Annotated in this window: 22 protein-coding genes; 1 reads left to right on the forward strand and 21 read right to left on the reverse strand. The window is 36.0% G+C overall.

Annotated elements, in window-relative coordinates; all coding sequences use genetic code 11:
- Nucleotides 1–9 precede the first annotated feature (9 nt).
- The 20 genes from hrcA to LKACC16343_RS13275 all read right to left on the reverse strand — a co-directional run bounded on the left by hrcA (nucleotide 10) and on the right by LKACC16343_RS13275 (nucleotide 22,139).
- Nucleotides 10–1,056 (reverse strand): heat-inducible transcriptional repressor HrcA, encoded by a 1,047-nt coding sequence (gene hrcA, locus LKACC16343_RS13180; protein WP_056950449.1) that lies wholly within the window; start codon nucleotides 1,054–1,056, stop codon nucleotides 10–12.
- A gap of 169 nt (nucleotides 1,057–1,225) precedes the next feature.
- Nucleotides 1,226–2,170, reverse strand: coding sequence for a riboflavin biosynthesis protein RibF (gene ribF / locus LKACC16343_RS13185; protein WP_056950452.1), 945 nt, complete (start codon nucleotides 2,168–2,170; stop codon nucleotides 1,226–1,228).
- A 12-nt stretch (nucleotides 2,171–2,182) separates the two neighbouring features.
- The gene (gene truB / locus LKACC16343_RS13190; protein ID WP_056950455.1) at nucleotides 2,183–3,094 is read right to left on the reverse strand and encodes a tRNA pseudouridine(55) synthase TruB; all 912 of its coding nucleotides are present in this window, start codon (nucleotides 3,092–3,094) and stop codon (nucleotides 2,183–2,185) included.
- A gap of 129 nt (nucleotides 3,095–3,223) precedes the next feature.
- Nucleotides 3,224–3,583: a 30S ribosome-binding factor RbfA gene (gene rbfA / locus LKACC16343_RS13195; RefSeq protein WP_056950458.1), complete on the reverse strand. Its 360-nt coding sequence runs from the start codon at nucleotides 3,581–3,583 to the stop codon at nucleotides 3,224–3,226.
- An 11-nt stretch (nucleotides 3,584–3,594) separates the two neighbouring features.
- Nucleotides 3,595–6,462, reverse strand: a complete 2,868-nt coding sequence (infB, locus tag LKACC16343_RS13200; protein ID WP_056950461.1) for a translation initiation factor IF-2 — start codon at nucleotides 6,460–6,462, stop codon at nucleotides 3,595–3,597.
- A 20-nt stretch (nucleotides 6,463–6,482) separates the two neighbouring features.
- Nucleotides 6,483–6,779: a L7Ae/L30e/S12e/Gadd45 family ribosomal protein gene (locus LKACC16343_RS13205; RefSeq protein WP_054641930.1), complete on the reverse strand. Its 297-nt coding sequence runs from the start codon at nucleotides 6,777–6,779 to the stop codon at nucleotides 6,483–6,485.
- Nucleotides 6,779–7,087 (reverse strand): RNase P modulator RnpM, encoded by a 309-nt coding sequence (rnpM, locus tag LKACC16343_RS13210; RefSeq protein WP_025085185.1) that lies wholly within the window; start codon nucleotides 7,085–7,087, stop codon nucleotides 6,779–6,781. The genes LKACC16343_RS13205 and rnpM overlap by 1 nt, the downstream gene beginning before the upstream one ends.
- A gap of 14 nt (nucleotides 7,088–7,101) precedes the next feature.
- Nucleotides 7,102–8,307 (reverse strand): transcription termination factor NusA, encoded by a 1,206-nt coding sequence (nusA, locus tag LKACC16343_RS13215; protein ID WP_056950464.1) that lies wholly within the window; start codon nucleotides 8,305–8,307, stop codon nucleotides 7,102–7,104.
- Nucleotides 8,308–8,317: 10 nt separating this feature from the next.
- Nucleotides 8,318–8,791: a ribosome maturation factor RimP gene (gene rimP / locus LKACC16343_RS13220; protein ID WP_056950526.1), complete on the reverse strand. Its 474-nt coding sequence runs from the start codon at nucleotides 8,789–8,791 to the stop codon at nucleotides 8,318–8,320.
- A 118-nt stretch (nucleotides 8,792–8,909) separates the two neighbouring features.
- Complete coding sequence (locus LKACC16343_RS13225) at nucleotides 8,910–13,211, reverse strand: PolC-type DNA polymerase III (RefSeq protein ID WP_056950467.1); 4,302 nt, start codon at nucleotides 13,209–13,211, stop codon at nucleotides 8,910–8,912.
- A 46-nt stretch (nucleotides 13,212–13,257) separates the two neighbouring features.
- Nucleotides 13,258–14,964, reverse strand: a complete 1,707-nt coding sequence (locus LKACC16343_RS13230) for a proline--tRNA ligase (protein WP_056950470.1) — start codon at nucleotides 14,962–14,964, stop codon at nucleotides 13,258–13,260.
- 12 nt (nucleotides 14,965–14,976) lie between these two features.
- On the reverse strand, nucleotides 14,977–16,239 hold the full coding sequence (gene rseP, locus LKACC16343_RS13235) for an RIP metalloprotease RseP (protein ID WP_056950473.1): 1,263 nt from the start codon (nucleotides 16,237–16,239) through the stop codon (nucleotides 14,977–14,979).
- 19 nt (nucleotides 16,240–16,258) lie between these two features.
- A complete protein-coding gene (locus LKACC16343_RS13240; protein WP_025085181.1) occupies nucleotides 16,259–17,053 on the reverse strand; it encodes a phosphatidate cytidylyltransferase in 795 nt (264 codons plus the stop codon).
- 14 nt (nucleotides 17,054–17,067) lie between these two features.
- The gene (locus LKACC16343_RS13245) at nucleotides 17,068–17,808 is read right to left on the reverse strand and encodes an isoprenyl transferase (RefSeq protein ID WP_056950476.1); all 741 of its coding nucleotides are present in this window, start codon (nucleotides 17,806–17,808) and stop codon (nucleotides 17,068–17,070) included.
- An 8-nt stretch (nucleotides 17,809–17,816) separates the two neighbouring features.
- Complete coding sequence (gene frr / locus LKACC16343_RS13250; protein ID WP_025085179.1) at nucleotides 17,817–18,374, reverse strand: ribosome recycling factor; 558 nt, start codon at nucleotides 18,372–18,374, stop codon at nucleotides 17,817–17,819.
- Nucleotides 18,367–19,098 (reverse strand): UMP kinase, encoded by a 732-nt coding sequence (gene pyrH / locus LKACC16343_RS13255; protein ID WP_025085178.1) that lies wholly within the window; start codon nucleotides 19,096–19,098, stop codon nucleotides 18,367–18,369. The genes frr and pyrH overlap by 8 nt, the downstream gene beginning before the upstream one ends.
- 168 nt (nucleotides 19,099–19,266) lie before the next feature.
- The gene (gene tsf / locus LKACC16343_RS13260; RefSeq protein WP_056950479.1) at nucleotides 19,267–20,142 is read right to left on the reverse strand and encodes a translation elongation factor Ts; all 876 of its coding nucleotides are present in this window, start codon (nucleotides 20,140–20,142) and stop codon (nucleotides 19,267–19,269) included.
- A 64-nt stretch (nucleotides 20,143–20,206) separates the two neighbouring features.
- On the reverse strand, nucleotides 20,207–21,013 hold the full coding sequence (rpsB, locus tag LKACC16343_RS13265; RefSeq protein WP_056950482.1) for a 30S ribosomal protein S2: 807 nt from the start codon (nucleotides 21,011–21,013) through the stop codon (nucleotides 20,207–20,209).
- Nucleotides 21,014–21,136: 123 nt separating this feature from the next.
- Nucleotides 21,137–21,421: a GIY-YIG nuclease family protein gene (locus LKACC16343_RS13270; protein ID WP_056950484.1), complete on the reverse strand. Its 285-nt coding sequence runs from the start codon at nucleotides 21,419–21,421 to the stop codon at nucleotides 21,137–21,139.
- A complete protein-coding gene (locus tag LKACC16343_RS13275; protein WP_056950487.1) occupies nucleotides 21,408–22,139 on the reverse strand; it encodes a tRNA1(Val) (adenine(37)-N6)-methyltransferase in 732 nt (243 codons plus the stop codon). Before LKACC16343_RS13275 ends, LKACC16343_RS13270 begins: the two co-directional genes overlap by 14 nt.
- Before the next feature lie 62 nt (nucleotides 22,140–22,201).
- Here LKACC16343_RS13275 and LKACC16343_RS13280 point away from each other — a divergent pair, with 62 nt between their 5' ends.
- On the forward strand, nucleotides 22,202–22,831 hold the full coding sequence (locus LKACC16343_RS13280; RefSeq protein WP_056950490.1) for a lysophospholipid acyltransferase family protein: 630 nt from the start codon (nucleotides 22,202–22,204) through the stop codon (nucleotides 22,829–22,831).
- A 552-nt stretch (nucleotides 22,832–23,383) separates the two neighbouring features.
- Here LKACC16343_RS13280 and purD read toward each other — a convergent pair.
- Entirely contained in the window at nucleotides 23,384–24,640 is a 1,257-nt protein-coding gene (gene purD / locus LKACC16343_RS13285) for a phosphoribosylamine--glycine ligase (RefSeq protein WP_056950492.1), read from the reverse strand.
- Nucleotides 24,641–24,651: the final 11 nt, after the last annotated feature.

Genomic DNA, 24,651 nt, shown 5'->3' on the forward strand with positions numbered 1-24,651 from the left:
TCCTAAATTTCAAGAATCATCATACCTTGAATAATAATCAATTAATCTTTTGGCTAATTCAACTCTGAACTCACCAAGTAAACCTATCAACTGTGAATAATGCATTGTCGTTGGCCCTAATAAAGCAATAACACCTTTACCATGATGACCAACATCATAATTAGCAGTAATAATACTGTAATTCTTCAATGCATCACTCCCAAGTTCACTTCCTAAACGAACCTTAATGGCATCGTCAGAAATACTTGGATCAATCAATTTTCTTAAATCAGTACTTTGATTGATGATTGAGAACAACGATTGAACTTGCGATAGATCATCATTATTAGCATAATTTAACAAATTCAATTGTCCATCAACGTAATACTTCTCAGCACCAGCCTTCTTAAAGAGCTGATCCATCATATCCAACAAACCATCAGTTGAATACATATATTCGGAAAGAATTGCTGGAACATCGGTATGAAGCATCTGAACAACTTTAGGCAAAGGCTGTCCAACTAACTTATCGTTTACAATGTTAACAATCTTTTCAATTAATGAAGTATCAAAATCATCATCGATTGTATAAATATTATTCTCAACATTATTATCACTTGTGACAATGATTGCCATAAGTTGATGTGGATTCAAGGGAACGATTCTAAAACCTGTTAAAAGAACTGAACTGCTCTCCGGTCCTAATGTGATTGCTGTATAACTAGTTAGATGAGATAAAATCTTGGCAGATTGTTCGATAATATCATCAATTTGATGATATGTTTTACCAAAGTCATCGTCAATTCTCTGTGCTATATCTTGCGGTACACTAGTTGGTTGTACCAGATGATCCAGATAATAACGATATCCCATCGCTGAAGGAATTCTGCCTGATGAAAGATGAGTTTTCTCGAGGTAACCCACTTCTTCAAGCACTGCCATTTCATTTCTGATTGTCGCAGAACTTACATGAAAAGGTAATTCATTCATCAATGTCTTCGAACCAACCGGCTGGCCGGTATCTGTGAATATGCGCACGACTTCTCTCAAGATTGCATCTTGACGTTGTGATAGCATTATACCGTCCTCCTTTTTAGCACTATTCATACCTGAGTGCTAACAATGTAAAATATAACAATCTATCCCTATAGTGTCAAGTATGCACGCCCAATTTTTGGAATTATTTGCTAAAAAGTTTCAGAAATCAAAAAAGAGAACTCTTGATGACATCTCTATTGTCATTTACTCAAGTTCTCTTTTTTTTTGGTAAAACTTTAAGCGAATTAATCTTATCTAATTCCAATTGTTTGACTAAACCTTTTGCTCCATCAAACTTAACTTCACCACGTAAATATTTAACCCATTCTAGTGCCACATGCTCACCATAAATATCAGCGTCAAAATCGAAAATATTAGTTTCAATTGTAACTCCAGTATTCTCTTTGAAGGTTACATTATAGCCCACAGATGTCATCGAATTGTACCAAGTATCGCCGACCTTAATTCTTGTGGCATAAACCCCAATTGAAGGAATTAACTGATTACCCTCGGTTGCCAAATTAGCTGTTGGATAACCTAAAGTTCGACCTCGTTGTAATCCATGAACCACCGTTCCCTGATTCTGATAAGTGTAGCCTAAAAATTTATTGGCTTCTTCTACTTTATTCTCGGAAATAAATTTCTTAATCGCACTAGAGCCAATCTTTTGATCATCTAAAACTTGTTTTGGTACAGTTACAATTTCAAATTTATTGTGTGAGTACTGTGGCAAGGTCTGCATATTGGCAACATCTTTCTTCCCATACGTATAATCAAAGCCAGCTACGACAAATTTAGCGTTTAAATCAATCATATATTGATCAACAAACTCTTGAGGTTTCAATTGTGCAAACGTCTGACCAAATTCAACAAAATAGAGCTGATCAACTCCAAGCTTTTCTACTAACTCAGCTTTTCGGTCCATTGTCGAAAGATATTTATAATCGTTTTCGTATTGATACACCGTTCTGGGCGAACGATCAAAGGTCAATAACACTGATTTTAATCCATGCTTCTGAGCAAGCTCTACCCCTGTTTTGATAACCTTTTGATGACCAAGATGTACCCCATCAAAAAAACCCATGATCAAAACTGTGTCCTCAGTTGGACGTTGCTGCTTGAGAAGCGGATGTTTAACTTTAATAATCTGCATTTTCAATCTCTTTTATTTATTATTTAATAACATTAAATCTGGAATCCACATATTTCTTACTTTATCATACTTGTAAAGTGCTTTGGTTACTCCTGCTCTTTGAACTCGCAAACGATCTTCTATATCTGAATCGATTTCCGGTTCTAAGAAGCCGCCATGCGATACACGTACTTCCCACTCTTCATCTGTTAATTCATGCTTAGGGACATAGCTCAGGACCTCATCAATTGATTTTAAAAAGCTTGTATCATTGTTCTCAAGCATCTCTTCAATTTGTCTCAAAGTGAAGGTCTCCCCAATTGAAAAGCCAGCACTCTTTACTCGTGTAAGTTGGGACATAAAAGCGGGATATCCTAAGATGCGACCGAATTCAACTGCTAATGTTCTTACATATGTGCCCTTAGAACACTTAACATGAAACCTCAATGTTTGATATCCTGTTGTTTCATCGTAAATTGAATCTCCCATAATATGGAAATCATAAATATGAATCTGTCTCTTCGGACGTTCGACTTCAAGCCCAGCACGAGCATATTCATAGAGTTTTTTGCCATTAACTTTGACTGCCGAAAACATTGGTGGAATTTGTGTTAGATTCCCTGTCATTTGTTGGAAAACTTTCTGTAGATTTTCACTCGAAATTGGCTCAGTTAATTTCTTCTCTTCAACCGTGTCGCCTTCACGATCTTCAGTTGTGGTTGATCTACCTAAAGTTATCTCTCCCTCATATTCCTTAGGAGAGCCTGTCAGAGTATTTACTAACTTAGTAGCTTGCCCTACACAAATAGGCAAAACTCCGTCTACCAATGGGTCCAGGGTCCCCGTATGGCCAATTTTCTTAGTATGCAATACTTTTCTTAATTTATAAACATAATCGGAACTTGTTTGTCCGATTTCCTTATTTAATGGAATTACTCCGTCCATAATAATCTCCGTATCTAAATTGTCATTAACAATGATTTTACTAGTATTTTTATATAATGAAAAGAAAGTCACAAAAAAAGATAGGAAATCCATTTCGGGATTTGCCTATCTTTTTTATATCAAATTGTATTAACGGTTTGCTTCATCCTGATGCAATTTAGCAATCAATTTATCAATCTTTTCACCATAGCGAACTGATTGATCTTGCTTAAATTCCAATTCAGGTACTTTATACAACGTTAAGTTTTGACCCAATTCTCTTCTAATTAGTCCAGTAGCTTTATCTAAGCCGGCTTGAGTTTTTTCAACATCACTAGCTTTTTCAGATAAGATACTAAAATAAATGGTTGCTTGTTGCAAATCACCAGTCATTTCAACACCAGTTACTGTAACCCCTTGAACTCTAGGATCACGAACACGTTTTAAAAGAATATCGTTAACTTCTTTTTGAATCTCTTGTTCAACTCGACCAATTCGATGTTTTACCATATTCTCATCTCCTATTTAACTGGAACTTCTTCCATTACATAGGCTTCAACTTCGTCACCAATCTTGATGTCGTTATAATTCTCGATTGTGATACCACATTCGAATCCAGAACCAACTTCCTTAACGTCATCCTTGAATCTCTTAAGTGAAGCAAGTTTACCTTCTGTGACAACAATACCATCTCTGACAAGTCTTACACCACTATCACGTTGAATCTTACCACTGTTTACGTAACAACCAGCAATTGTACCAATCTTAGAAACATTGTATGTTTCGCGGACTGTTAAGTTACCAATAACTTTTTCTTCATAAACTGGTTCTAGCATACCCTTCATGGCAGCTTCGATTTCATCGATAGCTTTATAAATAACTCTATGTAGACGAATATCAACCTTTTCATCCTTAGCTTGAACCTTAGCTTGAGCTGTTGGACGAACATTAAATCCAATAATGATGGCATTACTTGCAGCAGCAAGGTTAACATCACTTTCAGTAATAGCACCTACGGCTGAATGGATAATGTTGACACGAACACCCTTAACTTCGATCTTCTTCAAACTTCCGGCAATGGCTTCAGCAGAACCTTGAACATCGGCTTTAATAATAACGTCGACTTGTTTAAGTTCTCCTTCTTTCATTGTCTCAAATAAGTTATCAAGTGTAACAGGGTTAGTGTTTTGACGTTCCTTTTGAAGAGCACGACTAGCACGTTCTTCACCGGCTGCACGAGCTGTCTTTTCATCATCGAAGACAACAAACTTATCAGCTGATTCAGGAACATCATTCAAGCCAGTAACTTCCACTGGTTCTGAAGGTTTAGCAGCATCGATTTCTTTACCATTGTAGTTTGTCATTGTTCTGACACGACCAAAGGTATTACCAACAACAATTGGATCACCAACATGCAATGTACCTTGTTGTACCAATAGTGATGCAACTGGTCCACGGCCTTTATCCAATTTAGCTTCAATAACTGTACCAATGGCTTTTTGCTTAGGATTTGCCTTAAGTTCCAAAACATCAGCTTCAAGTAGAATCATTTCTAGCAATTCGTCAATGTTTGTACCCATTTTAGCTGAAATATCAACAAAGATAGTATTCCCACCATAATCTTCAGGAACAAGATCATACTTCATTAATTCTTCAGTAACATGTTGTGGGTTAGCACCCGGCTTATCGATCTTATTGATAGCTACGATGATAGGGTCATTTGCGGCCTTAGCATGGTTAATAGCTTCAATTGTCTGTGGCATAACACCATCATCAGCTGCAACAACTAGAACAACGATATCAGTAATATCAGCACCACGAGCACGCATATTAGTAAAGGCAGCATGTCCTGGAGTATCCAAGAATGTGATCAATCTGTCTTGAAGACGTACTTGATAAGCACCAATATGTTGTGTGATACCACCAGCTTCGGAAGCTGTAACATGTGTATGTCTCAAATGATCAAGCAAGGTTGTCTTACCATGATCAACGTGACCCATGATAGTTACAACTGGTGGACGTGTTACTAGATTTTCACTTGTATTAACTTCTGCATCAAAGTACTTGTCAATATCAGCAACATCTTCTTGTACTTTTTCTTCAGCCTTAATACCATAATCAGCGGCCAACAATTCAATAGTATCCTTATCCAAGGACTTGTTTTGGTTAATCATAATACCAAGCATGAATAACTTCTTAACAATTTCAGCTGGTTCTCTATGGATTAACTTACCAATATCTTGAGCGTTCATACCAACAGAGTAAACAAGTGTTTCTGGTAATGGACGTTCCTTTCTTTGTGGCATTGGCTTCTTAGGCTCGGTACGTTGACGTTGTTGACGTTTACGTTCCTTTTTCTTTCTACGACTACCAAATGGGTTAGCAAGATTTTGCTTGTGTCCAAAGTCACGATTATTATTAGTTGGTTTTGCCTTCTTGTATTCTGGCTTTGGAACATTAGTATTTGCTACATTTGCCTTTGGAGCTTCTTTAGCTTTAGCAGCTACATTGTTATTGTTGTTAGGTCTTCTGTTTTGGGAATTGTTACTGTTGCGATTATTGTTATTGCTATTAGTACTGTTGTTATTATGGTTGTTATTGTTGTTTCTATAACGGTTTTCAGTATTAGGACGGTGATTGTTCTTATGATTATTATCACTACTACTGTTGTGATTATTGTTATTGTGACTGTTATTTCTAGTTGGATGACTAGGAATACGACTAGCATCTTGAATATTTGTCTTAAATTGTTCTAGATACTTGTTACCAGCACTTTGTCTTGGACGTGGAGCTTGTCCTTGTGTAGTAGAACGATCACGTCTGTTATTGTTGTTACGATTGCGATTATCACGTGATTGAGAATTACGGTTATCATTTCTTCTATTCTCATTATTGTTGTGATTATTGCGTTCGTTACGGTTGTTACTGTTAGTACTATTATTGTTATTACTATTGTTGTTAGCATTATTACTATTTGGGCGATGGTTATTGCTGTTTGGACGATTACCATTGGAGTTGTGATTATTATTGCGATGGTCAAAATGACCCTTACCCTTATTAGCATCTCTTCTTACAGCAGTAATCTTAATCTTAGTTTTGTGATCACCTGAATTTTGGTTACCACTTTCATGTTTCTCACCTGTAGATTTTTGCACATGATTTTGTGCATGATTATTGTGTTGAACAGGGGCAGGTCTACTACCATTATTACTTGTGTTGCTTGGTTTTTTACCACTCTTTAAGTTACTTACAATTTTCTTTTCGTCATTTTCATCTACTGATGACATATGGTTCTTCACATCCATACCCAATTTTGTGGCAGCATCAAGAATTACTTGATTCTCAACACCATTTTCTTTTGCAATAGTATAAATTCTCTTTTTGACCATCCTATCACTCTCCTTAATTGTTAATTGTCCATAATATCTTTTAACCTTTTAGCAAATCCAAAATCTGTTATTCCCATAACTTTTCTGTCTTTTCCAATAGCAGTTTTTAACGAAGCACTATCTACCGTATCGATTACTGGTACTTTATAGTAAGTCGCTTTATTATGTAAATCTTTCATTGTTCGCGGACTACAGTCACTAGCCATAATAACTAGCTTTACCTTGCCATCACGAATGCCGTTTATTGTTAGTTCTGTTCCACTGATAAATTTACCAGCTCTAACAGCTAACCCTAAAAAATTATAAAATGAGTTCATTAATGTTTCTTTCCTAAATCACCAAAAAGATCCATTCTAGCCTTTTGATGATCGACAAAATCAAATAATTCATCATAAAAATTCTCTGGTACTGCATGTGAGAATACTTTTTCTAGTGATTTTTTAGATTTTGCATTTTTAATGGCTTCAGGATCTAATCCAACATAAGCGCCACGGCCGGCTTTCTTTCCAGTTGGATCAATAGAGATGTTACCATCCTTATCCTTAACAATCCTTACCATTTCTCTTTTTGGATACATCTTATTCGTTAAAATATCTTTACGCATAGGTATCTTACGAGTTGGCAAATCTATCACCTCTCTTATTCTTCTGAGTCTGTTGAATCGTCTTCGTCATCTACATCTTCTGAATCATTTGCAGCAGGATTCTGTGCATCATCAGCATTAGCAGCATTTTCACGAGTCTTTTCAATATCGATCTTGCCACTTTCAACATCATTGATGTCAACATCTTGATCGTTATCGTCAACAAATTCAACTTGTGATTCAGGCTTGATATCAATCTTGTAACCAGTCAATTTAGCAGCTAAACGTGCATTTTGACCTTTCTTCCCAATAGCTAATGATAAATGATAATCAGGTACAATTACAATACATTGTTTCTTATCATTTTCATCAAATTGAACGGCAATAACTTCAGCAGGGTTCAATGCATTAGCAATAAAGTCGACAGGATCATCAACATATGGCACAACATCAATGTTTTCACCATTTAATTCATCAACAACTGCTTGTACACGGGCACCCTTAGGACCAACACATGTACCAACAGGATCAACATCAGGATTGTCAGATTTTACAGCAATCTTAGTTCTATCTCCAGCTTCACGAGCAATTGAAACAATTTCTACAGTTCCATCATATATTTCTGGAACTTGTTGTTCAAATAGTCGTTTAACCAAACCTGGATCGGTTCTTGATACAAAGACTTGAGGTCCCTTTGTAGCATTCTCAACCTTAGTTACATAAACACGAATTCTATCACGTGAATTGTAAGTTTCGCCAGGCATTTGATCATTCTTAGACATAACAGCTTCAATCTTACCAAAGTTGATATAAACGTATCTATTATCACTACGTTCAACTGTTCCTTGGATGATTTCATGTTCATATTGGCTGTATTCATTATAAATGATATCACGTTCAGCTTCACGAACACGTTGCATGATAACTTGTTTAGCAGTTTGAGCCGCAATACGTCCAAAATCTTTTGGTGTTACTTCTTCTTGAACGTGGTCACCAACTTCATAACCTCTACTCTTCTTTTGAGCATCTTCGAGACTAACTTCCAAACGATCATCTACAACATCTTCAACGACTTCTTTAACCGCATAAACATGTATATTACCCTTTTTAGTGTCAAATTCAACATTAACGTTTTGAGCTTGATTATAATTTCTCTTATAAGCAGCTACTAGAGCAGCTTCTAGTGATTCAATAACATATTCTTTTTTGATGCCCTTTTCGCTTTCAAGCGCATCAAGTGCTTCAACCATTTCTTTACTCATGATTTTCTCCTTAGAATTCGATTGCAAGTCTGATCTTAGCAATGTTGTCTCGACTAATTTCTACTTGTTTCCTTAAATTCTTAACTTTAACGTTCAAAGTTATCTTAGTATCCGTTACCTCTAATAAAGTTCCCTCAAAAGCTTTTTGACCATCTTGTTTTTGATAAAGAGAAGCATGCACATAGTCGTCAACATAATCAGTAAGACTTTCATCATTCTTTAAGGGGCGCTCTGCACCTGGAGATGAAACCTCTAAGTAGTAAGCAGGTTCAATTGGATTCAATTCATCCAACTTCTCACCGTACTCTTCACTAATAAGCGCGCAATCATCGATGCTGATACCGCCCTTCTTATCTGCATAAACTCTCAAATACCAATCTCCACGTTCATGAACGAACTCCAAATCAACAAGAAAGAAATCATGTTGATCCAAGATTGGTTTTAAAATGGCTTTTAATTCTTCAACTTTTGTATCCAAGGACATTCCTCCAAAGTAATCGGCAATAAAAAGAGTGAGCATTTCTGCTCACTCATTAATCAGTAATTAACTAGTAGTTAATTTAACATATATTTAATATTAAAGCAACTTATAACAACCATACCTAGAACAATGATAACTGATTTTCGTCTGGCATGCCATCTAAAACATGATTTTCTGTCATATATTCAATAACTGTCTTTGAAACTTTACCACGAGTTCCTAAATCCTGTTTAGATAGGAATGGTTGTTCTTCACGTGCAGCCACAATCTGTTTAGCAACGTTATCACCCAATCCAGGAATAGCATTGAATGGAGCCAATAAAGTTTTATCATCAATAATTTTAAAATCAAAGGCATCCGATTTATCCAAATCAACCATCTTGATTGTAAAACCACGTTCCAAACATTCATTAGCTAATTCCAAAACTGTCAAAAGATTCTTCTCTTTAGTAGAAGCATCCATCCCTTTATCATTGATAGCTTTCATTGAGGCCTTAACGGCATCTTTACCCGTTGTCATCGCAACCAAATCAAAATCATCGGCACGAACTGAGAAATAAGCACAGTAATAATAAAGTGGATGATGAACCTTAAAGTATGCAATTCTTAACGCCATAATAATATAAGCTGTCGCATGGGCTCTAGGGAACATATATTTAATTTTCAAACAAGAATCAATATACCAATCAGGCACATCAGCATCTTTCATGGCTTGTTTCCAGTCATCAGGAATACCACGTCCCTTACGAACATGCTCCATAATTTGGAAGGCCATCTGTGAATCCATACCATAGTGAATCAAATCCATCATGATATTATCACGACAACCGATAACTTCCTTCAAAGTCACAACACCTTTATCAATCAACTCTTCCGCATTACCTAACCACACATCAGTACCATGTGATAATCCAGAAATTTGTAGTAATTCGGCAAAAGTAGTTGGATGCGTTTTTTCCAACATCCCACGAACAAAACGTGTACCGAATTCAGGTACACCCAAAGTTCCAGTCTTTGAGAAAATCTGTTCAGGTGTTACATCTAGTGAATCAGTTCCTCTGAATAACTCCATAACCCCAGGATCTTTGACTGGCAAGGTCTTAGGATCAATTCCTGACAAATCTTGAAGCATACGAATCATTGTGGGATCATCATGTCCCAAAATATCAAGTTTCAAAATATTATCATGAATAGAATGGAAATCAAAATGAGTTGTTTTCCACAAAGCAGTTTGATCATCCGCTGGATACTGAATTGGCGTGAAGTCAAAAATATCCATATAATCTGGCACAACAATGATACCAGCCGGATGTTGACCAGTAGTACGCTTGACACCAGTTGAACCCATAGCCAGACGTTCTTCCTCAGCATTACGGAAATTCTGACCAGTTAACTCTTCATAATTTTTAACATATCCAAAAGCCGTACGATCAGCAATTGTACCAATAGTACCAGCTCTAAATACGTGATCTTCCCCAAACAATACCTTGGTATAGTTATGTGCTACCGGTTGGTAGTCACCAGAGAAGTTCAAATCAATATCAGGAACCTTATCACCCTTGAAACCAAGGAAAGTTTCAAACGGAATATCCTGGCCATCTTTTTTCATATCTGTACCACATTTTGGACAAGCCTTGTCTGGCAAGTCATATCCTGAACCAACTTCACCTTTAGTAAAGAATTCAGAATACTTACAGTTAGGACAACGATAATGCGGTGGCAAAGGATTAACTTCAGTAATACCGGTCATAGTGGCAACAAAACTAGATCCAACGGAACCACGGGAACCAACTAAATATCCATCTTTATTAGATTTATAAACTAAACGTTGAGCAATTAAATAAATAACTGAGAAACCATTTCCGATGATACTCTTTAATTCACGATCCATTCGCTTTTGAACTAACTCTGGCAAGGGATCACCATAAAGTTCATGCGCTTTGTTCATCGTTAAACTACGAATTTCATCTTCGGCTCCATCCATCTTAGGAGTATACAGTTTATCCTTAACCGGAGAAATTTCATCAATCGAGTCCATAATCTTCTTTGGATTATCAACAATGATCTCTTGTTCTGTTTGTTGATCCATATAATCGAATTCATCAAACATTTCATTAGTAGTTCTAAATTGAACATCAGGCAATTCCGGTCTACGAGCTAAAGCATTACTCTTCACGGCTTTAATAACAATATCTCGATAAACTTTATCATGTGGATCAAGATAATGAACATCCCCTGTTGCTACAACTGGTTTGTCCAATTCTTTACCTAATTTAACAATATTTTTGATAATTTCTTGCAAAGCATCTTCATCTTTAATAATTTTAATATCAATTAGATGTTGATACAGAGTCTGTGGCATAACTTCCAAGTAATCGTAATACTGTGCTAATTCACGAGTATCGTCATAACCCTTTTGCATCATACTAGTAAAGACTTCACCGTTTTCACAGGCTGATCCAACAATGATACCTTCGCGATACTTATTTAACAGTCTTCTAGGCACACGAGCTGTTCGGTAGAAGTAACGTGTCATTGAATAAGAAACAATCTTAAACATATTCTTCAAACCAGCTTGAGTCTTGGCTAAAAGAATAGCATGACTAGGACGAGCCTGTTTATAAGCTTCTTCTCCACCAACGTGGTCGTTTAACTGGTTAACATTTCTAGTTCCAAACTTATCTTCCAATTCATCGAACAACTTATACATTAAGTAACCGGTTGTTTCAGCATCGGAGTCAGCTCTATGGTGATGTTCCAAAACAATATGATAACGTTTAGCCAAAGAATCCAACTTATGATTACGATACTCTGAATGCAAAGTTCTCGACATTTCCAAAGTATCAATAACAGGCATTGCTAGACGTGGACGACCCATTCTTGTTAGGGCCGCATTCATGAAGCCCATATCAAAGGTAACATTATGACCTACTAAAATATCATCGCCAATGAAATCCATGAATTCTCCAACAATTACTGTTTCATCTGGCGCATCCTTAACCATATCATTCGTGATACTAGTCAAATTAGTTGTTACTTCTGACAAAGGATGACCCGGATTAATAAATTTATCAAAGCGGGCAATTACTTCACCATCTTTCATCTTAGTAGCACCAATTTCAATAATTGAATCATAGACAGCAGACAAACCGGTTGTTTCGGTATCGAAGATAACATATTCTGAACCATTTAATGCTTGATCTCGCAAATTGTAAGCAATCGGATTACCTTCATCGACTAAATCAACTTCCACACCGTAAGCAATTTTAACGCCAAATTTTTTACCAGCATTATACGCTTCTGGGAAAGCTTGCAAAGCACGATGGTCAGTGATGGCAATTCCTGTTTGTCCCCAATCACTAGCACGCTTGATCAAATCAGTTGCACTAGGAATAGCATCCATTTGACTCATGTTAGTGTGAGCGTGCAATTCAATTCGCTTATTTTCATCTTCAGCTGTATCTTTACGCAACTCATGTTTGATTACATTGATATCATTAGCCATAATTACTAATTCACGAGAGAAATTATCCTCTTGAACGTTACCACGAACCCTGATCCAAGAACCTTCATCCAAACTGGCAAAGAAATTCTCATCATCCTCACCATTAGAAAATTTCTTGATACTGAAGGATGATGTGTAGTCAGTAACTTTCATAATCAAAAGTGATCGACCAGATTTCAACTTACGAACATCAATGTCAAAAACATATCCCTCAACGACTTTATTACGATCTTCCTCAATAATATCAACCATTTGAGTGATTTCTTGATCATCAGGAATCTTACGACCAACTTTAGAAACATTACCTGCTGGTTTCGCCGCCTTTTTAGCACTAACCTCTTTAGCCTTAGCTTGAAATTGCTTTGTCTTCTCGGCATTAGCAGCTTTCATAGCCTCGGTCTTCTCTTGATACTTGGCCTTATCGACATTTGTTCTAATTCTAAAATCAGGAAAACCAAGGCTACTGTACTCAGACTGTAATCCATCAATAACTTTGCCATCGACAAAATCAGCCATAAAACTATTGGAAACATCTAAAAAGACTTGACCGTTTTCAACATGTGGCGGTGTTTGACTAATTTTATCTAAAACCATTGGAGATTGGACATTGCAATCATTCAAAACATAATTCCAATAGTCCTTGATATCACTTTCAGACAATTCTGAATCAGTTGTTTTGATTTCAAAATCAATCTGTGCAATACCATCAAAACTAGCCTTTAGTGCTTTAACAAATGTCATGAAATCATTGAATGGTAACACGCGTTTAAATTCAAAAAAGAATGTCCAGCGTTTACTGTTCTTATGTACTTCAAGTTTATTTAATTTTCCATCGATAAACGCATCATTAGATGGTAATAAACTATCTAGCTTGATTTGTTTAACTAAAATTTCAAAAAGTTGTTTTGTATCTGACATATGACATATTCTTTCCTTCAAAAAATAAAAAAAGGCCTAAGCCTCATTACTGATTCTTAAGCAATATTTTTACTGAATTTACTAATTCATCTTTACTTACTTCAATTGTCTCGCCAGTACTTCTAATCTTTAGTTCAACAATTCCATCGCCAGCTTTTTTACCAACCGTGATTCTAATAGGAATACCAATTAGATCTGAGTCAGCAAACTTAACGCCAGGACGTTCTTTACGATCATCAAGTAAGACGTCATATCCTTCATTTTGTAGCAATTCAACGATTTCGTCACTTAATTTACCTTGAACATCGTTGTTGTACTTGATAGGAACAACATGTACTTGGTATGGAGCCAAACTAACTGGCCAAATAATACCATTTTCATCACTGTGTTGTTCGATAATGGCTGTCAATAGACGAGAAATACCAATACCATAACTTCCCATGATCAATGGATTAGATTTACCATTTTCATCTAAGAAATTAGCACCAAGTGCCTTAGAGAATTTAGTACCTAATTTGAAGATATGACCAATTTCGATACCACGTGTAAATTTGATATGACCATGACCATCAGGTGAAACTTCACCTTCCTTGATAACACGGAAATCTCTAAATTCTGGTGTTTCGTCAACAATATCTTCAAAGTTAGCATTGAACATATGAACATCAGCCTTATTAAAGCCGACAACGAAGTTCATCAAACCAACTAATGAACTATCATAAAGTACTTTAACCTTATCATTGATACCTTTAGGTCCAATGAATCCAGGTACACTACCGAAGACGTCCTTAACTTCGTCAGGGGTTGCTTCACGTAAGAAGTCAGCACCAAGATAGTTCTTTAACTTAACATCATTAACATCGTAATCTCCACGAATCATAACCATAACTGGTTCATCATCAGCCATGTAGGCAACAGCCTTCATAATTCTTGATGATTCAACCTTCAATAATTCTGCCAAAGCATCAATTGTATGCACATCAGGTGTATCAACAACTTCTGCTTCTTTCTTGTCTTCAACTAAGTTCTCTTCCATCTTACTTGCAGCCATTTCAAGGTTAGCTGAGTAATCACTATCGTCTGAATAGGCAATTGTATCTTCACCAATTGAAGCAATAGCGGAGAATTCTTTAGAATCAGTACCACCCATGGCACCGGCATCACCGATAATAGCACGATAATTTAAACCACAAATATCAAAGATATTACGGTAAGCTTGTTCCATTTGATTGAAGATAACATCAAGTTGTTCTTTGTTAGCTGTGAAAGAATAAGCATCTTTCATAATAAATTCACGGCCACGAAGTAAACCGTTACGAGGACGATCTTCATCACGATACTTCATTTGCATTTGATATAAAACAAGAGGTAATTTCTTGTAACTATTCAAACTTTCCTTTACAACACTAGTAAATGTTTCTTCATGAGTTGGTCCCAAGATGAAATCACGTTCGTGACGATCCTTAAATTTGAATAAGTTATCGCCATAAGTTTCATAACGACCACTTTCTTTCCAAAGATCTGCTGGCAAAATTGCTGGCATACGCATTTCTACGACATCAATTTTTTCCATTTCTTTACGAACAATATTTTCAATTCTTTGGATAACTGACCAAGCTAATGGTAAGTAAGCATATACCCCTGCAGAAACTTGTCTGATATAGCCAGCTCGCAACATCAACTGATGACTTATTGCCTCAGCATCTGAAGGAGTTTGCTTCAGTGTTGGAATATATAATTTTGATTGTTTCAAGTTCTTATCCCCCTATTTTATAAAGAAGCGCTGAATATCATTCCATGTAACAGCAATCATCAGCAAGACTAAAATTCCGACACCAATCAGTGTAATAACAGTCTCATACTGTTCTGGAATAGGTTTTCTTCTAATTGCTTCAACGATATTCAATAAAATCTTCCCACCATCTAAGGCTGGAATTGGAATTAAATTAACAATACCTAGGTTCATCGATAGCATCGATGTAAAGAGAATAATATTAATAATACCTTGTGATGCCACTTTTGAAGTCATCGAGTAGATCCCCACCGGACCAGATAATTGATTAATATTAAAACCACCAGATACCATCTTGCCTAATGCATGGAAGACCATTACAGTCGTTCCCCAACTATATGAAAAGCCATATTTGATTTTAGCCAAAATGCTAGAATCGGTCTTTGGCATAATACCAATAAAGCCATAACTTTGACCTTGCGACTTAACGGACTTAGGAGTTAATTTAACTGTTCTAAGTTTTTTATTTGATTCAACTTTTAAAGTAACTTTCTTACCAGGGTTATTTTGAATGTTAGTTGATAAAGCAGTCCATGAACCAGTTTTCTTGCCATTAACACTCACAATCGTATCGTTAACTTTCAAACCTGCTTCTTGAGCAATTGAATTTTTTTCGATATGACCTAATTGATTAGTAGCAACACCATTCATCATGAAAGCAGCTAAAATAGCTGCTAAAACTGCTAAAACGAAATTATTGAACGGACCTGCGAAATTGGTAATCATTCGCTTCCAAACAGAAACGGACTGAAGTTGAACATCGCGTGGAGCGATTTGAACCTCAGTACCGTCTTCCTCAACAATTGTTGCATCATGATCAACTGAATATTTCTTCACGACAGTTTCATCGCCATTTTCGTACCCTTCAATTACCAAATCATCAACTAAATCTGATTTAGATATTTGAACGGGGACCGCATTTGCATCATAAACCTTACTGGAAGTTATTATTTTTATTACTTTATCTTGATCATTTAATACTAAAGATGCCATCGTTCCTGGTTGAATATCAGAATCATCTTCTTGAGCGCCGGCCATACGAACATAACCACCCAAAGGTAATAATCTCAAGGTATATGTCGTATGATTCTTGCGATAAGCGACGATTTTTGGACCCATCCCTACAGAAAACTCACGAACCAAAATTCCTGATTTTTTTGCAGCATAATAATGTCCAAATTCATGAACAATAACTAATATTCCAAAAACGATTATAAATGTAATTATCGCGGTCATTTTAACCTCCACGAGATGCTTAGACTAAACCGAATATGTGTAACAAAGGTAATACGATTAACATACTATCGAATCTATCTAGAATTCCACCATGTCCTGGCAAAATATTTCCTGAATCTTTAACTTTATAATATCTCTTATAAGCTGATTCAATCAAATCACCCATTTGACCCATGATTGATAGGACAAAGGCAATCATCAACATTGTTGTCATTGAATACTCTTGAGGTACAAAGTACATGTAAACACCAGAAAGAACTAAGGCCATGATGATACCAGCAATTGTTCCTTCCCAAGTCTTATTAGGACTGATTGCAGGCCACAATTTATGCTTACCAATTTTTCTACCAAAAGTATAAGCAAAAATATCAGTTGACCATACAACAATCAAGGCATACATCAATAATCCTAAACCTGGATCTGAATTTCTTACAGCTGCTAGATAGTGGAATCCTGTACCAATGTACAACATTGAAACCACTGAAACACCTGCATCCTCAAAGTTAAATTTGTTCTTTGTTAATACTGTAATAATTAATAAAATTACCGCAAAAACATAGAATAAATCTAATCTTGAAAAACTTTTTGGAAACCATCCTCGATAAAAGCCGTTAGGAACTACTAGAGCTAGTGTTCCCAAGATAGTTACTAAGAAGTCAAACGAAACGATGATACGTTTACGCATGATATAAACTTCAAAAACACCGACTGCGGCTAAAGCTGCGGCTGCAACTTCTAGCCAAACTCCACCTGCAAGCAATATGGGAATAAAGATTGCTAGTGCAATAACGGCAGTAATGACACGTTGTTTCATAATTTTCCCCCAAACTAAACAGATCCGTAACGACGATCTCTTCTGTCAAATTCTTTAATATCCTCGACTAAATCATCAACCGTAAAATCGGGCCAGTAACTGTCGTCAAAGATCATTTCTGTATAAGCTAATTGCCAGAGCATGAAGTTAGAGATTCGTTCTTCTCCACTAGTTCTGATTAGCAAATCAGGATCGGCTAACTCTTTTAAATGATTAGTCAGCAAATGATCTGCAAACATAGCATCGTCAATATCGCTTGGATCTATTGAACCACTAGCCGCTTCGATTGCCAAATTTTTAGCAGCATTAACAATTTCAGCACGACCACCATAATTAAAAGCAAAATTGAGGATCATTCCAGTATTACCCTTAGTATCCTCAACTGCTTTTAAAACTACTTTTCTGGTTTTGTCAGGTAAGTGATCAGTAAATCCGGTTACGAACACTCGAATATTTTCTTTGATTAGATCTGGCATAAAAGTTCCAAAGAAGTCTACCGGTAACTTCATCAAGAAGTTAACTTCTTTGCTAGGTCGACTCCAGTTTTCAGTAGAAAAAGCATACAAGCTCAAAACTTTAACTCCAAGATGACTAGCTGCTGTAGCAATCGTCTTGACATTGTTCATACCTTCTTTATGACCGGCAATACGAGGTTGGCCTTTTTTCTTAGCCCAACGTCCGTTACCGTCCATAATGATAGCAATATGCTTAGGAACTGATATGTCTGAATCTAACTGTCTCTTACTCTCTGTCATAAAGACTATTATCCTTCAGTAATTTCTTTTTCTTTGGCTGCTGCTAATTCGTCAACTTGTGCGATAGCTTTGTCAGTAACCTTTTGAACTTGATCTTCAACATCATGGAATTCATCTTCAGTTACATCGTTAGCCTTTAATTGCTTCTTAAGATCGTCCATAGCTTCACGACGAACGTTTCTAACAGCAATACGGCTTTCTTCGGCCTCTTTACCTACTTGCTTAGCAATCTCTTGTCTGCGTTCACCAGTAAGCTGTGGGATAACCAAACGGATAACCTTACCATCATTAGCAGGGTTCAATCCTAAATCAGATGAATTGATAGCATGTTCGATATCATCCAATGATGATTGGTCATAAGGTGTGATCATCAAAACACGTGCTTCAGGAATATTAATTGAAGCAACTTGATTCAATGGTACATCAGTACCGTAATATGAAACCTTAACGTTACTCAAGATAGAAGCATTAGCTTTACCCGCACGGATATTAGCTAATTCTTTTCTAAGAACGTCAATTGATTTTGACATATTTTCTTGTGCTTTTGTAACAGCTTTGTTAGTCATCATTACCACCCTTTATTATTGTTCCGATATTTTCTCCTTGAACAACCTTCTTAATGTTTTCAGCTTTGTTCAAGTTGAATACGATCAATGGAATATCATTATCCATTGACAATGATGAAGCAGTTGTATCCATAACTCCAAGATTCTTATTAATAATATCAAGTTGTGTTAATTCTGCATACTTCTTAGCATTAGGATCCTTCTTAGGATCAGCTGAATAAACACCATCAACGTTGTTCTTAGCCATTAAGATAACGTCGGCTTCAATTTCAGCGGCACGAAGTACAGAAGTAGTATCTGTTGAGAAGTAAGGATTACCAGTACCACCAGCAAAGATAACAACACGACCTTTTTCTAGATGTCTGATTGCCTTTCTTCTGATGTAAGGTTCAGCAACCTGGCGCATTTCGATTGATGTTTGTACACGTGTTGGGACACCAATATGTTCCAAACCATCTTGTAAAGCAAGTCCATTCATAACAGTGGCCATCATACCCATATAATCTGCTTGGGCACGGTCCATTCCCATTTCAGCACCTGTTTCACCACGCCAAATGTTCCCACCACCACAGACGATGGCAACTTGAACTCCTAGATCATGAACACTCTTAATTTGTTCAGCTATTGTTTTGATAACTGGTGGATTAATACCAAAGCCTTTCTCACCGGCTAAGGCTTCTCCAGAAACTTTTAAAATCACTCTTTTATACTTGATATCAGGCATAAGTTCTCTCCTTTAATTTTGCTACTAAATATTTTAACATATTCGCTACACTAAATTTATCCAAACACTATTTTTAAATAAATTTTGTGTGGATACAACCCTAAATATAAAGAAAAAGCCGTTTAATTCAAAATGAATTAAGCGACCTTTCCAAAAAATGTTTTTAAATTACTTCATTTGGTTCTTTACTTCTTCAGCAAAGTCTTCTTGTTTCTTTTCGATTCCTTCACCGACTTCGTAACGAACAAATGAAACAAGTTTAGAATTCTTTGATTCAACGAATTGTTGAACAGTCATGTCTGAATCCTTAACGAATTCTTGGTCAGCCAAACTAATTTCTGACAAGAACTTGTTTACACGGCCTTCAACGATTCTTGGGATAATCTTTTCAGGTTTACCTTCAGCCTTTGTTTCTTCAGTAAAGATAGCCTTTTCGTGTTCCAAACGATCTGCAGGAACTTGATCACGATCCATGAATTCAGGGTTGATAGCAGCAACGTGCATAGCAACATCCTTAGCAGCATCTTCATCGCTACCTTCAAGAGTAACGATAGCACCGATCAAACCACCATTATGTAGGTATGAGCCGAATACTTGTGAGTCTGTCTTATCAAGAACCTTGAAACGTCTCAAGGAAATCTTTTCACCAATAACAGCTGTTAAGCCTGTGATGGCGTCGTTAATTGTTTGGTCACCAATCTTAAGTGCCAAAGCTTCGTCCATTGTCTTTGGTTCGTTAGCAACAATAGCCTTACCAATTTCGTTTACAAGATTGATAAATTTGTCGTTTGATGAAACAAAGTCAGTTTCTGAATTAACTTCGATGATAGAAGCTTTGTTACCTGAAACTTCAATATGTGTTAAACCTTCAGCAGCAATGTTTCCACTCTTCTTAGCAGCTTTAGCTACACCCTTTTCACGAAGTTTGTCGATAGCCTCTTGCATATTACCGTCAGCAGCAACCAATGCCTTCTTAGCATCCATCATACCAACGCTTGTCTTATCACGTAATTCTTTAACTTGAGCAGCAGTAATTTTAGCCATTAGTAATCCTCCAGTCGTATAAATAAAGCCATCTTACTCAGATGACTCTATTTTACGCTTATTATTATTTGTTATCTTCGTTATTGTTCTTAGCTTCTGCTAAATCTTCAATAGATTTTGCATCGGCAGCATTTGAATTTTCATCTTTGTTGTCGTCTTTAGCGAAGTCTGCATCTGTAACAGCTTCTTCACCTTGCTTACCTTCAACAATAGCATCTGCCATCTTAGATGTAATTAATCTAACGGCACGGATAGCATCATCGTTTGAAGGAATGATAACATCGATAGGATCTGGATCTGTATTTGTATCAACCATAGCTACGATAGGAATGTTAAGTTTCTTAGCTTCGTTAACAGCAATGTTTTCCTTATGAGGGTCAACAATGAACATAACATCAGGGATTCTTGGCATATCTTCGATACCACCAAGGAATTTCTCTAACTTAGCTTGTTGCTTTGTAAGTAAAGCAACTTCTTTCTTAGGTAGACGATCAAAAGTACCATCTTGTGACATTGCCTTGATGTCCTTTAATCTCTTGATACGTTTTTGGATTGTGTTCCAGTTAGTCAAAGTACCACCTAACCAACGATGGTTAACATAGTATTGGCCAGCACGTGTTGCTTCTTCAGCAATAGCATCTTGTGCTTGTTTCTTTGTACCAACGAATAGGAAAATACCATCATCACCGGCAACGGCCTTCATATAGTTGTAAGCATCGTCGATCATGCGTACTGTTTTTTGTAAATCAATGATGTAAATACCATTTCTTTGTGTAAAGATAAATGGCTTCATCTTAGGGTTCCATCTTCTTGTTTGGTGACCGAAATGTACACCGGCTTCAAGAAGTTGTTTCATAGAAATAACTGACATAAAAAGTTCCTCCTGGTTTTTACCTCCACCTAAGTCATGTCTAGTTGAAACACGTCTGTGCACCAACAACTAAATCGTTAAGTGTGTGTATTCAATACAGCTAAATATTATAAGGGAATATTATTACGAAATCAAGTAGTCGTTCCAATTTATTCCATTACTTTTTAATAATGCCTCTTTTTGGGAGCGTGATAGCTTTTTGATAGCAATCTCCCGCTTTAAGGCCTGCGATTTATTTTCTAATTCTTCAGTGTACATTAATTTAACGGGTCGTCTAATTTTAGTATACTTAGCACCTTTTCCAGCATTGTGTGTTGCAACTCTCTTTTTTACATTATTACTTGTACCGGTGTAAAAAGTTTTATCACTGCATAGCAATATATAGACATAATACTTACTTGTTTCCATTAATTATCTGATTAGCCTCTTTAGTTAACTGATGATTTTCATCATAAATTGTTAAATCTGGTTCAACTTTTAATGACGCTTCTTTGACTGTTTTAATAACATCTAATAAAACCAAATTAGCATCTTTTTGCGAACTAGTTCTGACAAAACGTATGCGCTTTGGCTGCAATCGCTGCTGCAACATTAAAGAAAGTAGTTCACTCAAACGCTCTGGTCGATAAACTAAATATGCATGAGAATTCTCTTTTAGTAAAACCTTAATTGCATATAAAACATCTTCCAAATTAGCCTTCAATTCATGACGAGCAATCGCCAACACTGGATTTTCTTTCAACGCTGTTTGATCTGAGACTTTAAAATATGGTGGATTGCAAACAATCATGTCGACCGTATCATGATCAATATATTTTTGAACATTCTTCAAATCATCATTAACAAGATGTACTTGTTTTTCCAGACTATTATCTTCAATACTTTTTTGAGATAGATTGGCCAGTTCTTTTTGGATTTCAACCAAATATATTTGAGCTTTAGTTTTAGAGGCCAATGACAACCCAATGGCTCCATTGCCTGAACATAAATCGACTATTTTTCCTTTTTTAACAGTTTTAGCAAAATTATAAAGTAAAATAGTATCGAGATTAAATGAATAAAGTTTTTTATCTTGATTAATAATTATTCCGCTATCCGAAATAATATCTTGAGAATAAATCGACATGTTGCACCTACTTTATGGTATTTTAAATAAGTTAAGATTATTTTAGGGAGAATGATAATTCTATGTTTTATAAATTTATCCGTGTAATAGCGAGAGGCATTGTTTTCATTTTAAATGGCCGTTATAAAGTCGTGGGTAAAGAAAATCTACCCGACAAGCCCTTCATCTTAGTAGCTCCACATCGTACTTGGTGGGAACCAATTTTCTTTGCATTGGTGATTTCTCCACGTGAAGCTACTTTTATGGCTAAGAAAGAACTTTTTAAGAATCCTATTTTAAGATTCATTCTTGTGCACGCACACGCTTTTCCTGTTGACCGTGCTCATCCAGGTCCCTCAGTAATAAAAACGCCAGTTAAAGCCTTAAAAAAAGAAGATAAAGTTTTAATCATGTTTCCATCAGGAACTCGTTACTCTGAACAACTAAAAGGCGGAGCCTCACTGATTGCTAAACTTTCAAAAGCCCCATTAGTTCCCTTTGTTTATCAAGGACCTTTATCTTTTGGTGGTTTAATGAAACATAAACAAATTACTATTGGTGTAGGACCCGAAATTGACTTTGATTTCAAAGCCAAACTTGACGAAAAACAAACTAAACAGGTCAACGACGATATGGAAAAAGCTTGGGATAGAATTGATGACGAAATTGATCCATCTTTTGAATATATCCCACCTAAGAAAAAAAACAAGTAATTATATAATATACTAAAAATTGAATATATTAAAATAGCCCTGGTACTCCAGGGTTTTATTGTATAAAAATGGACATGAATTATTCACCTATATATTTAAACTACTGCAGCTAAATATATATAAGTGGATTCATGTCCATATTTTTATTTCCGTGGAAACACTGCTCTTATTTTTGATACAGATAGAAATTCCATTAAATCATTCCCTATATCTATAGGGATCACTACAACGTGCTGGTCGTTTACATCGACATGATAGAATCATCCCTATATACATAGGGAGCACACTAAGAAAAAGCCGCTATATCAACATTCTAAAATTAGAGAATCACTTATTTTTATCAACTTGAAAATAAGGTTCTCAATTTCTTAAAGCATAACTTTCCTTTCTATTCTAAGCAACTCTTTTTCCATATTTCAATAACCAATAAAAACATTCTAAATCCATTTGCTCATTGATTTATCACAAAAACTACAATTCTAAAATATCGGTTCAAATAAAAAAGATAGAAGTAAAATTTCAAATGAAATTCTACTTCTACCTCTTCATTTATTAAATGGAGTTCTTACCAATATCACGTCGGTAAAAAATATTTGTTTGATCCATTTTTTCTAGTTCTTGATAAACTTTTTTCTGAGCATCTTCAACTGATTCAGCCTGTGCCTGCATCAAATATAAACGGCCACCGTGACTAAACAATTGCTTTTGCTCTCGCTTCACAGCTGCATAATTGATTGTTAATGAACAATTCTTAAAATTGTCTCTATCTCCCAATGAACCAAATACAGGTTTTGTAGGGTAACCCTTGCTGACAGCAAAAACACCTAAGTTTAGACCTTTTTGTTGCCATTTTATTGATTCAATCTTTTTATGATTTAAGATGGAAAAAATCATTTCAGATAAATCCGACTCTAGGCGTGGCAAAACTACTTCTGTTTCGGGATCACCAAAGCGAGCATTAAACTCGATAATTTTGATACCCTTCTTTGTCAAAATCAAGCCAGCATAAAGGATTCCAGTATACTTGATACCTTGATCATAGAGTTCTGTCACAAATGGTTTCAAAACAGTTTCTATGGCTTCTTTCTCAATATCTTTAGAGATATTAAGAACTGGACAAACGGCTCCCATACCACCAGTATTAGGTCCCAAGTCACCGTCAAGAATTTTCTTGTAATCTTGTGCCAATGGCATCGGATAGAAACGTTTATGATCAACAAAAGCCATCAATGAAAACTCTTCGCCTTCAAGAAATTCTTCAATCACAACTTTCTTGGTATCAAATTTATGTTCGGCTAATAAATCCGTTACTGTTTCAGTAGCTGAAATCAAATCATCAGCGATAAAGACACCTTTCCCAGCAGCTAATCCATCTGCCTTAATAACAATTGGAAAGTCAGGAATTGACTTCAAATACTTTAGAGCATCTTCTAATTTTGTAAATTCCTGATATTGAGCAGTTGGAATACCGGCGTCTGCCATCAATTTCTTGGTGAAAGTCTTAGACCCCTCCACTTGAGCTGCTTGCTGATTTGGTCCAAAAATTTTCAGATTTTGACGTTTAAAGAAATCCACGATTCCGTTGACTAATGGTTCCTCCGGACCTACAACTGTAAAGTCAATGAAATTGGTTTGAGCGAAATTTGCCATTCTTTCAAAATCATTTTCTTCTATTGAAATGGTTTTGATTCCAGATAACTTCATTCCGTCGTTACCAGGGGCACAAAAAACAACATTCTGAGTGTTCTTTAATAAAGATTTGCAAATAGCATCTTCTCTTGCTCCAGAACCGATAACAAGTATTTTCATTAATAAACCTC

Source organism: Companilactobacillus bobalius (assembly GCF_002179915.1).
Classification (GTDB): domain Bacteria; phylum Bacillota; class Bacilli; order Lactobacillales; family Lactobacillaceae; genus Companilactobacillus; species Companilactobacillus bobalius.

What these genes read in the sequence shown, in the direction of transcription:
- hrcA (WP_056950449.1), bottom strand. Translation starts at nt 1,056, where the DNA reads ATGCTATCACAACGTCAAGATGCAATCTTGAGAGAAGTCGTGCGCATA.
- ribF (WP_056950452.1), bottom strand. Translation starts at nt 2,170, where the DNA reads ATGCAGATTATTAAAGTTAAACATCCGCTTCTCAAGCAGCAACGTCCA.
- truB (WP_056950455.1), bottom strand. Translation starts at nt 3,094, where the DNA reads ATGGACGGAGTAATTCCATTAAATAAGGAAATCGGACAAACAAGTTCC.
- rbfA (WP_056950458.1), bottom strand. Translation starts at nt 3,583, where the DNA reads ATGGTAAAACATCGAATTGGTCGAGTTGAACAAGAGATTCAAAAAGAA.
- infB (WP_056950461.1), bottom strand. Translation starts at nt 6,462, where the DNA reads ATGGTCAAAAAGAGAATTTATACTATTGCAAAAGAAAATGGTGTTGAG.
- LKACC16343_RS13205 (WP_054641930.1), bottom strand. Translation starts at nt 6,779, where the DNA reads ATGAACTCATTTTATAATTTTTTAGGGTTAGCTGTTAGAGCTGGTAAA.
- nusA (WP_056950464.1), bottom strand. Translation starts at nt 8,307, where the DNA reads ATGAGTAAAGAAATGGTTGAAGCACTTGATGCGCTTGAAAGCGAAAAG.
- rimP (WP_056950526.1), bottom strand. Translation starts at nt 8,791, where the DNA reads ATGTCCTTGGATACAAAAGTTGAAGAATTAAAAGCCATTTTAAAACCA.
- LKACC16343_RS13225 (WP_056950467.1), bottom strand. Translation starts at nt 13,211, where the DNA reads ATGTCAGATACAAAACAACTTTTTGAAATTTTAGTTAAACAAATCAAG.
- rseP (WP_056950473.1), bottom strand. Translation starts at nt 16,239, where the DNA reads ATGACCGCGATAATTACATTTATAATCGTTTTTGGAATATTAGTTATT.
- LKACC16343_RS13240 (WP_025085181.1), bottom strand. Translation starts at nt 17,053, where the DNA reads ATGAAACAACGTGTCATTACTGCCGTTATTGCACTAGCAATCTTTATT.
- LKACC16343_RS13245 (WP_056950476.1), bottom strand. Translation starts at nt 17,808, where the DNA reads ATGACAGAGAGTAAGAGACAGTTAGATTCAGACATATCAGTTCCTAAG.
- frr (WP_025085179.1), bottom strand. Translation starts at nt 18,374, where the DNA reads ATGACTAACAAAGCTGTTACAAAAGCACAAGAAAATATGTCAAAATCA.
- pyrH (WP_025085178.1), bottom strand. Translation starts at nt 19,098, where the DNA reads ATGCCTGATATCAAGTATAAAAGAGTGATTTTAAAAGTTTCTGGAGAA.
- tsf (WP_056950479.1), bottom strand. Translation starts at nt 20,142, where the DNA reads ATGGCTAAAATTACTGCTGCTCAAGTTAAAGAATTACGTGATAAGACA.
- rpsB (WP_056950482.1), bottom strand. Translation starts at nt 21,013, where the DNA reads ATGTCAGTTATTTCTATGAAACAACTTCTTGAAGCCGGTGTACATTTC.
- LKACC16343_RS13270 (WP_056950484.1), bottom strand. Translation starts at nt 21,421, where the DNA reads ATGGAAACAAGTAAGTATTATGTCTATATATTGCTATGCAGTGATAAA.
- LKACC16343_RS13275 (WP_056950487.1), bottom strand. Translation starts at nt 22,139, where the DNA reads ATGTCGATTTATTCTCAAGATATTATTTCGGATAGCGGAATAATTATT.
- LKACC16343_RS13280 (WP_056950490.1), top strand. Translation starts at nt 22,202, where the DNA reads ATGTTTTATAAATTTATCCGTGTAATAGCGAGAGGCATTGTTTTCATT.
- purD (WP_056950492.1), bottom strand. Translation starts at nt 24,640, where the DNA reads ATGAAAATACTTGTTATCGGTTCTGGAGCAAGAGAAGATGCTATTTGC.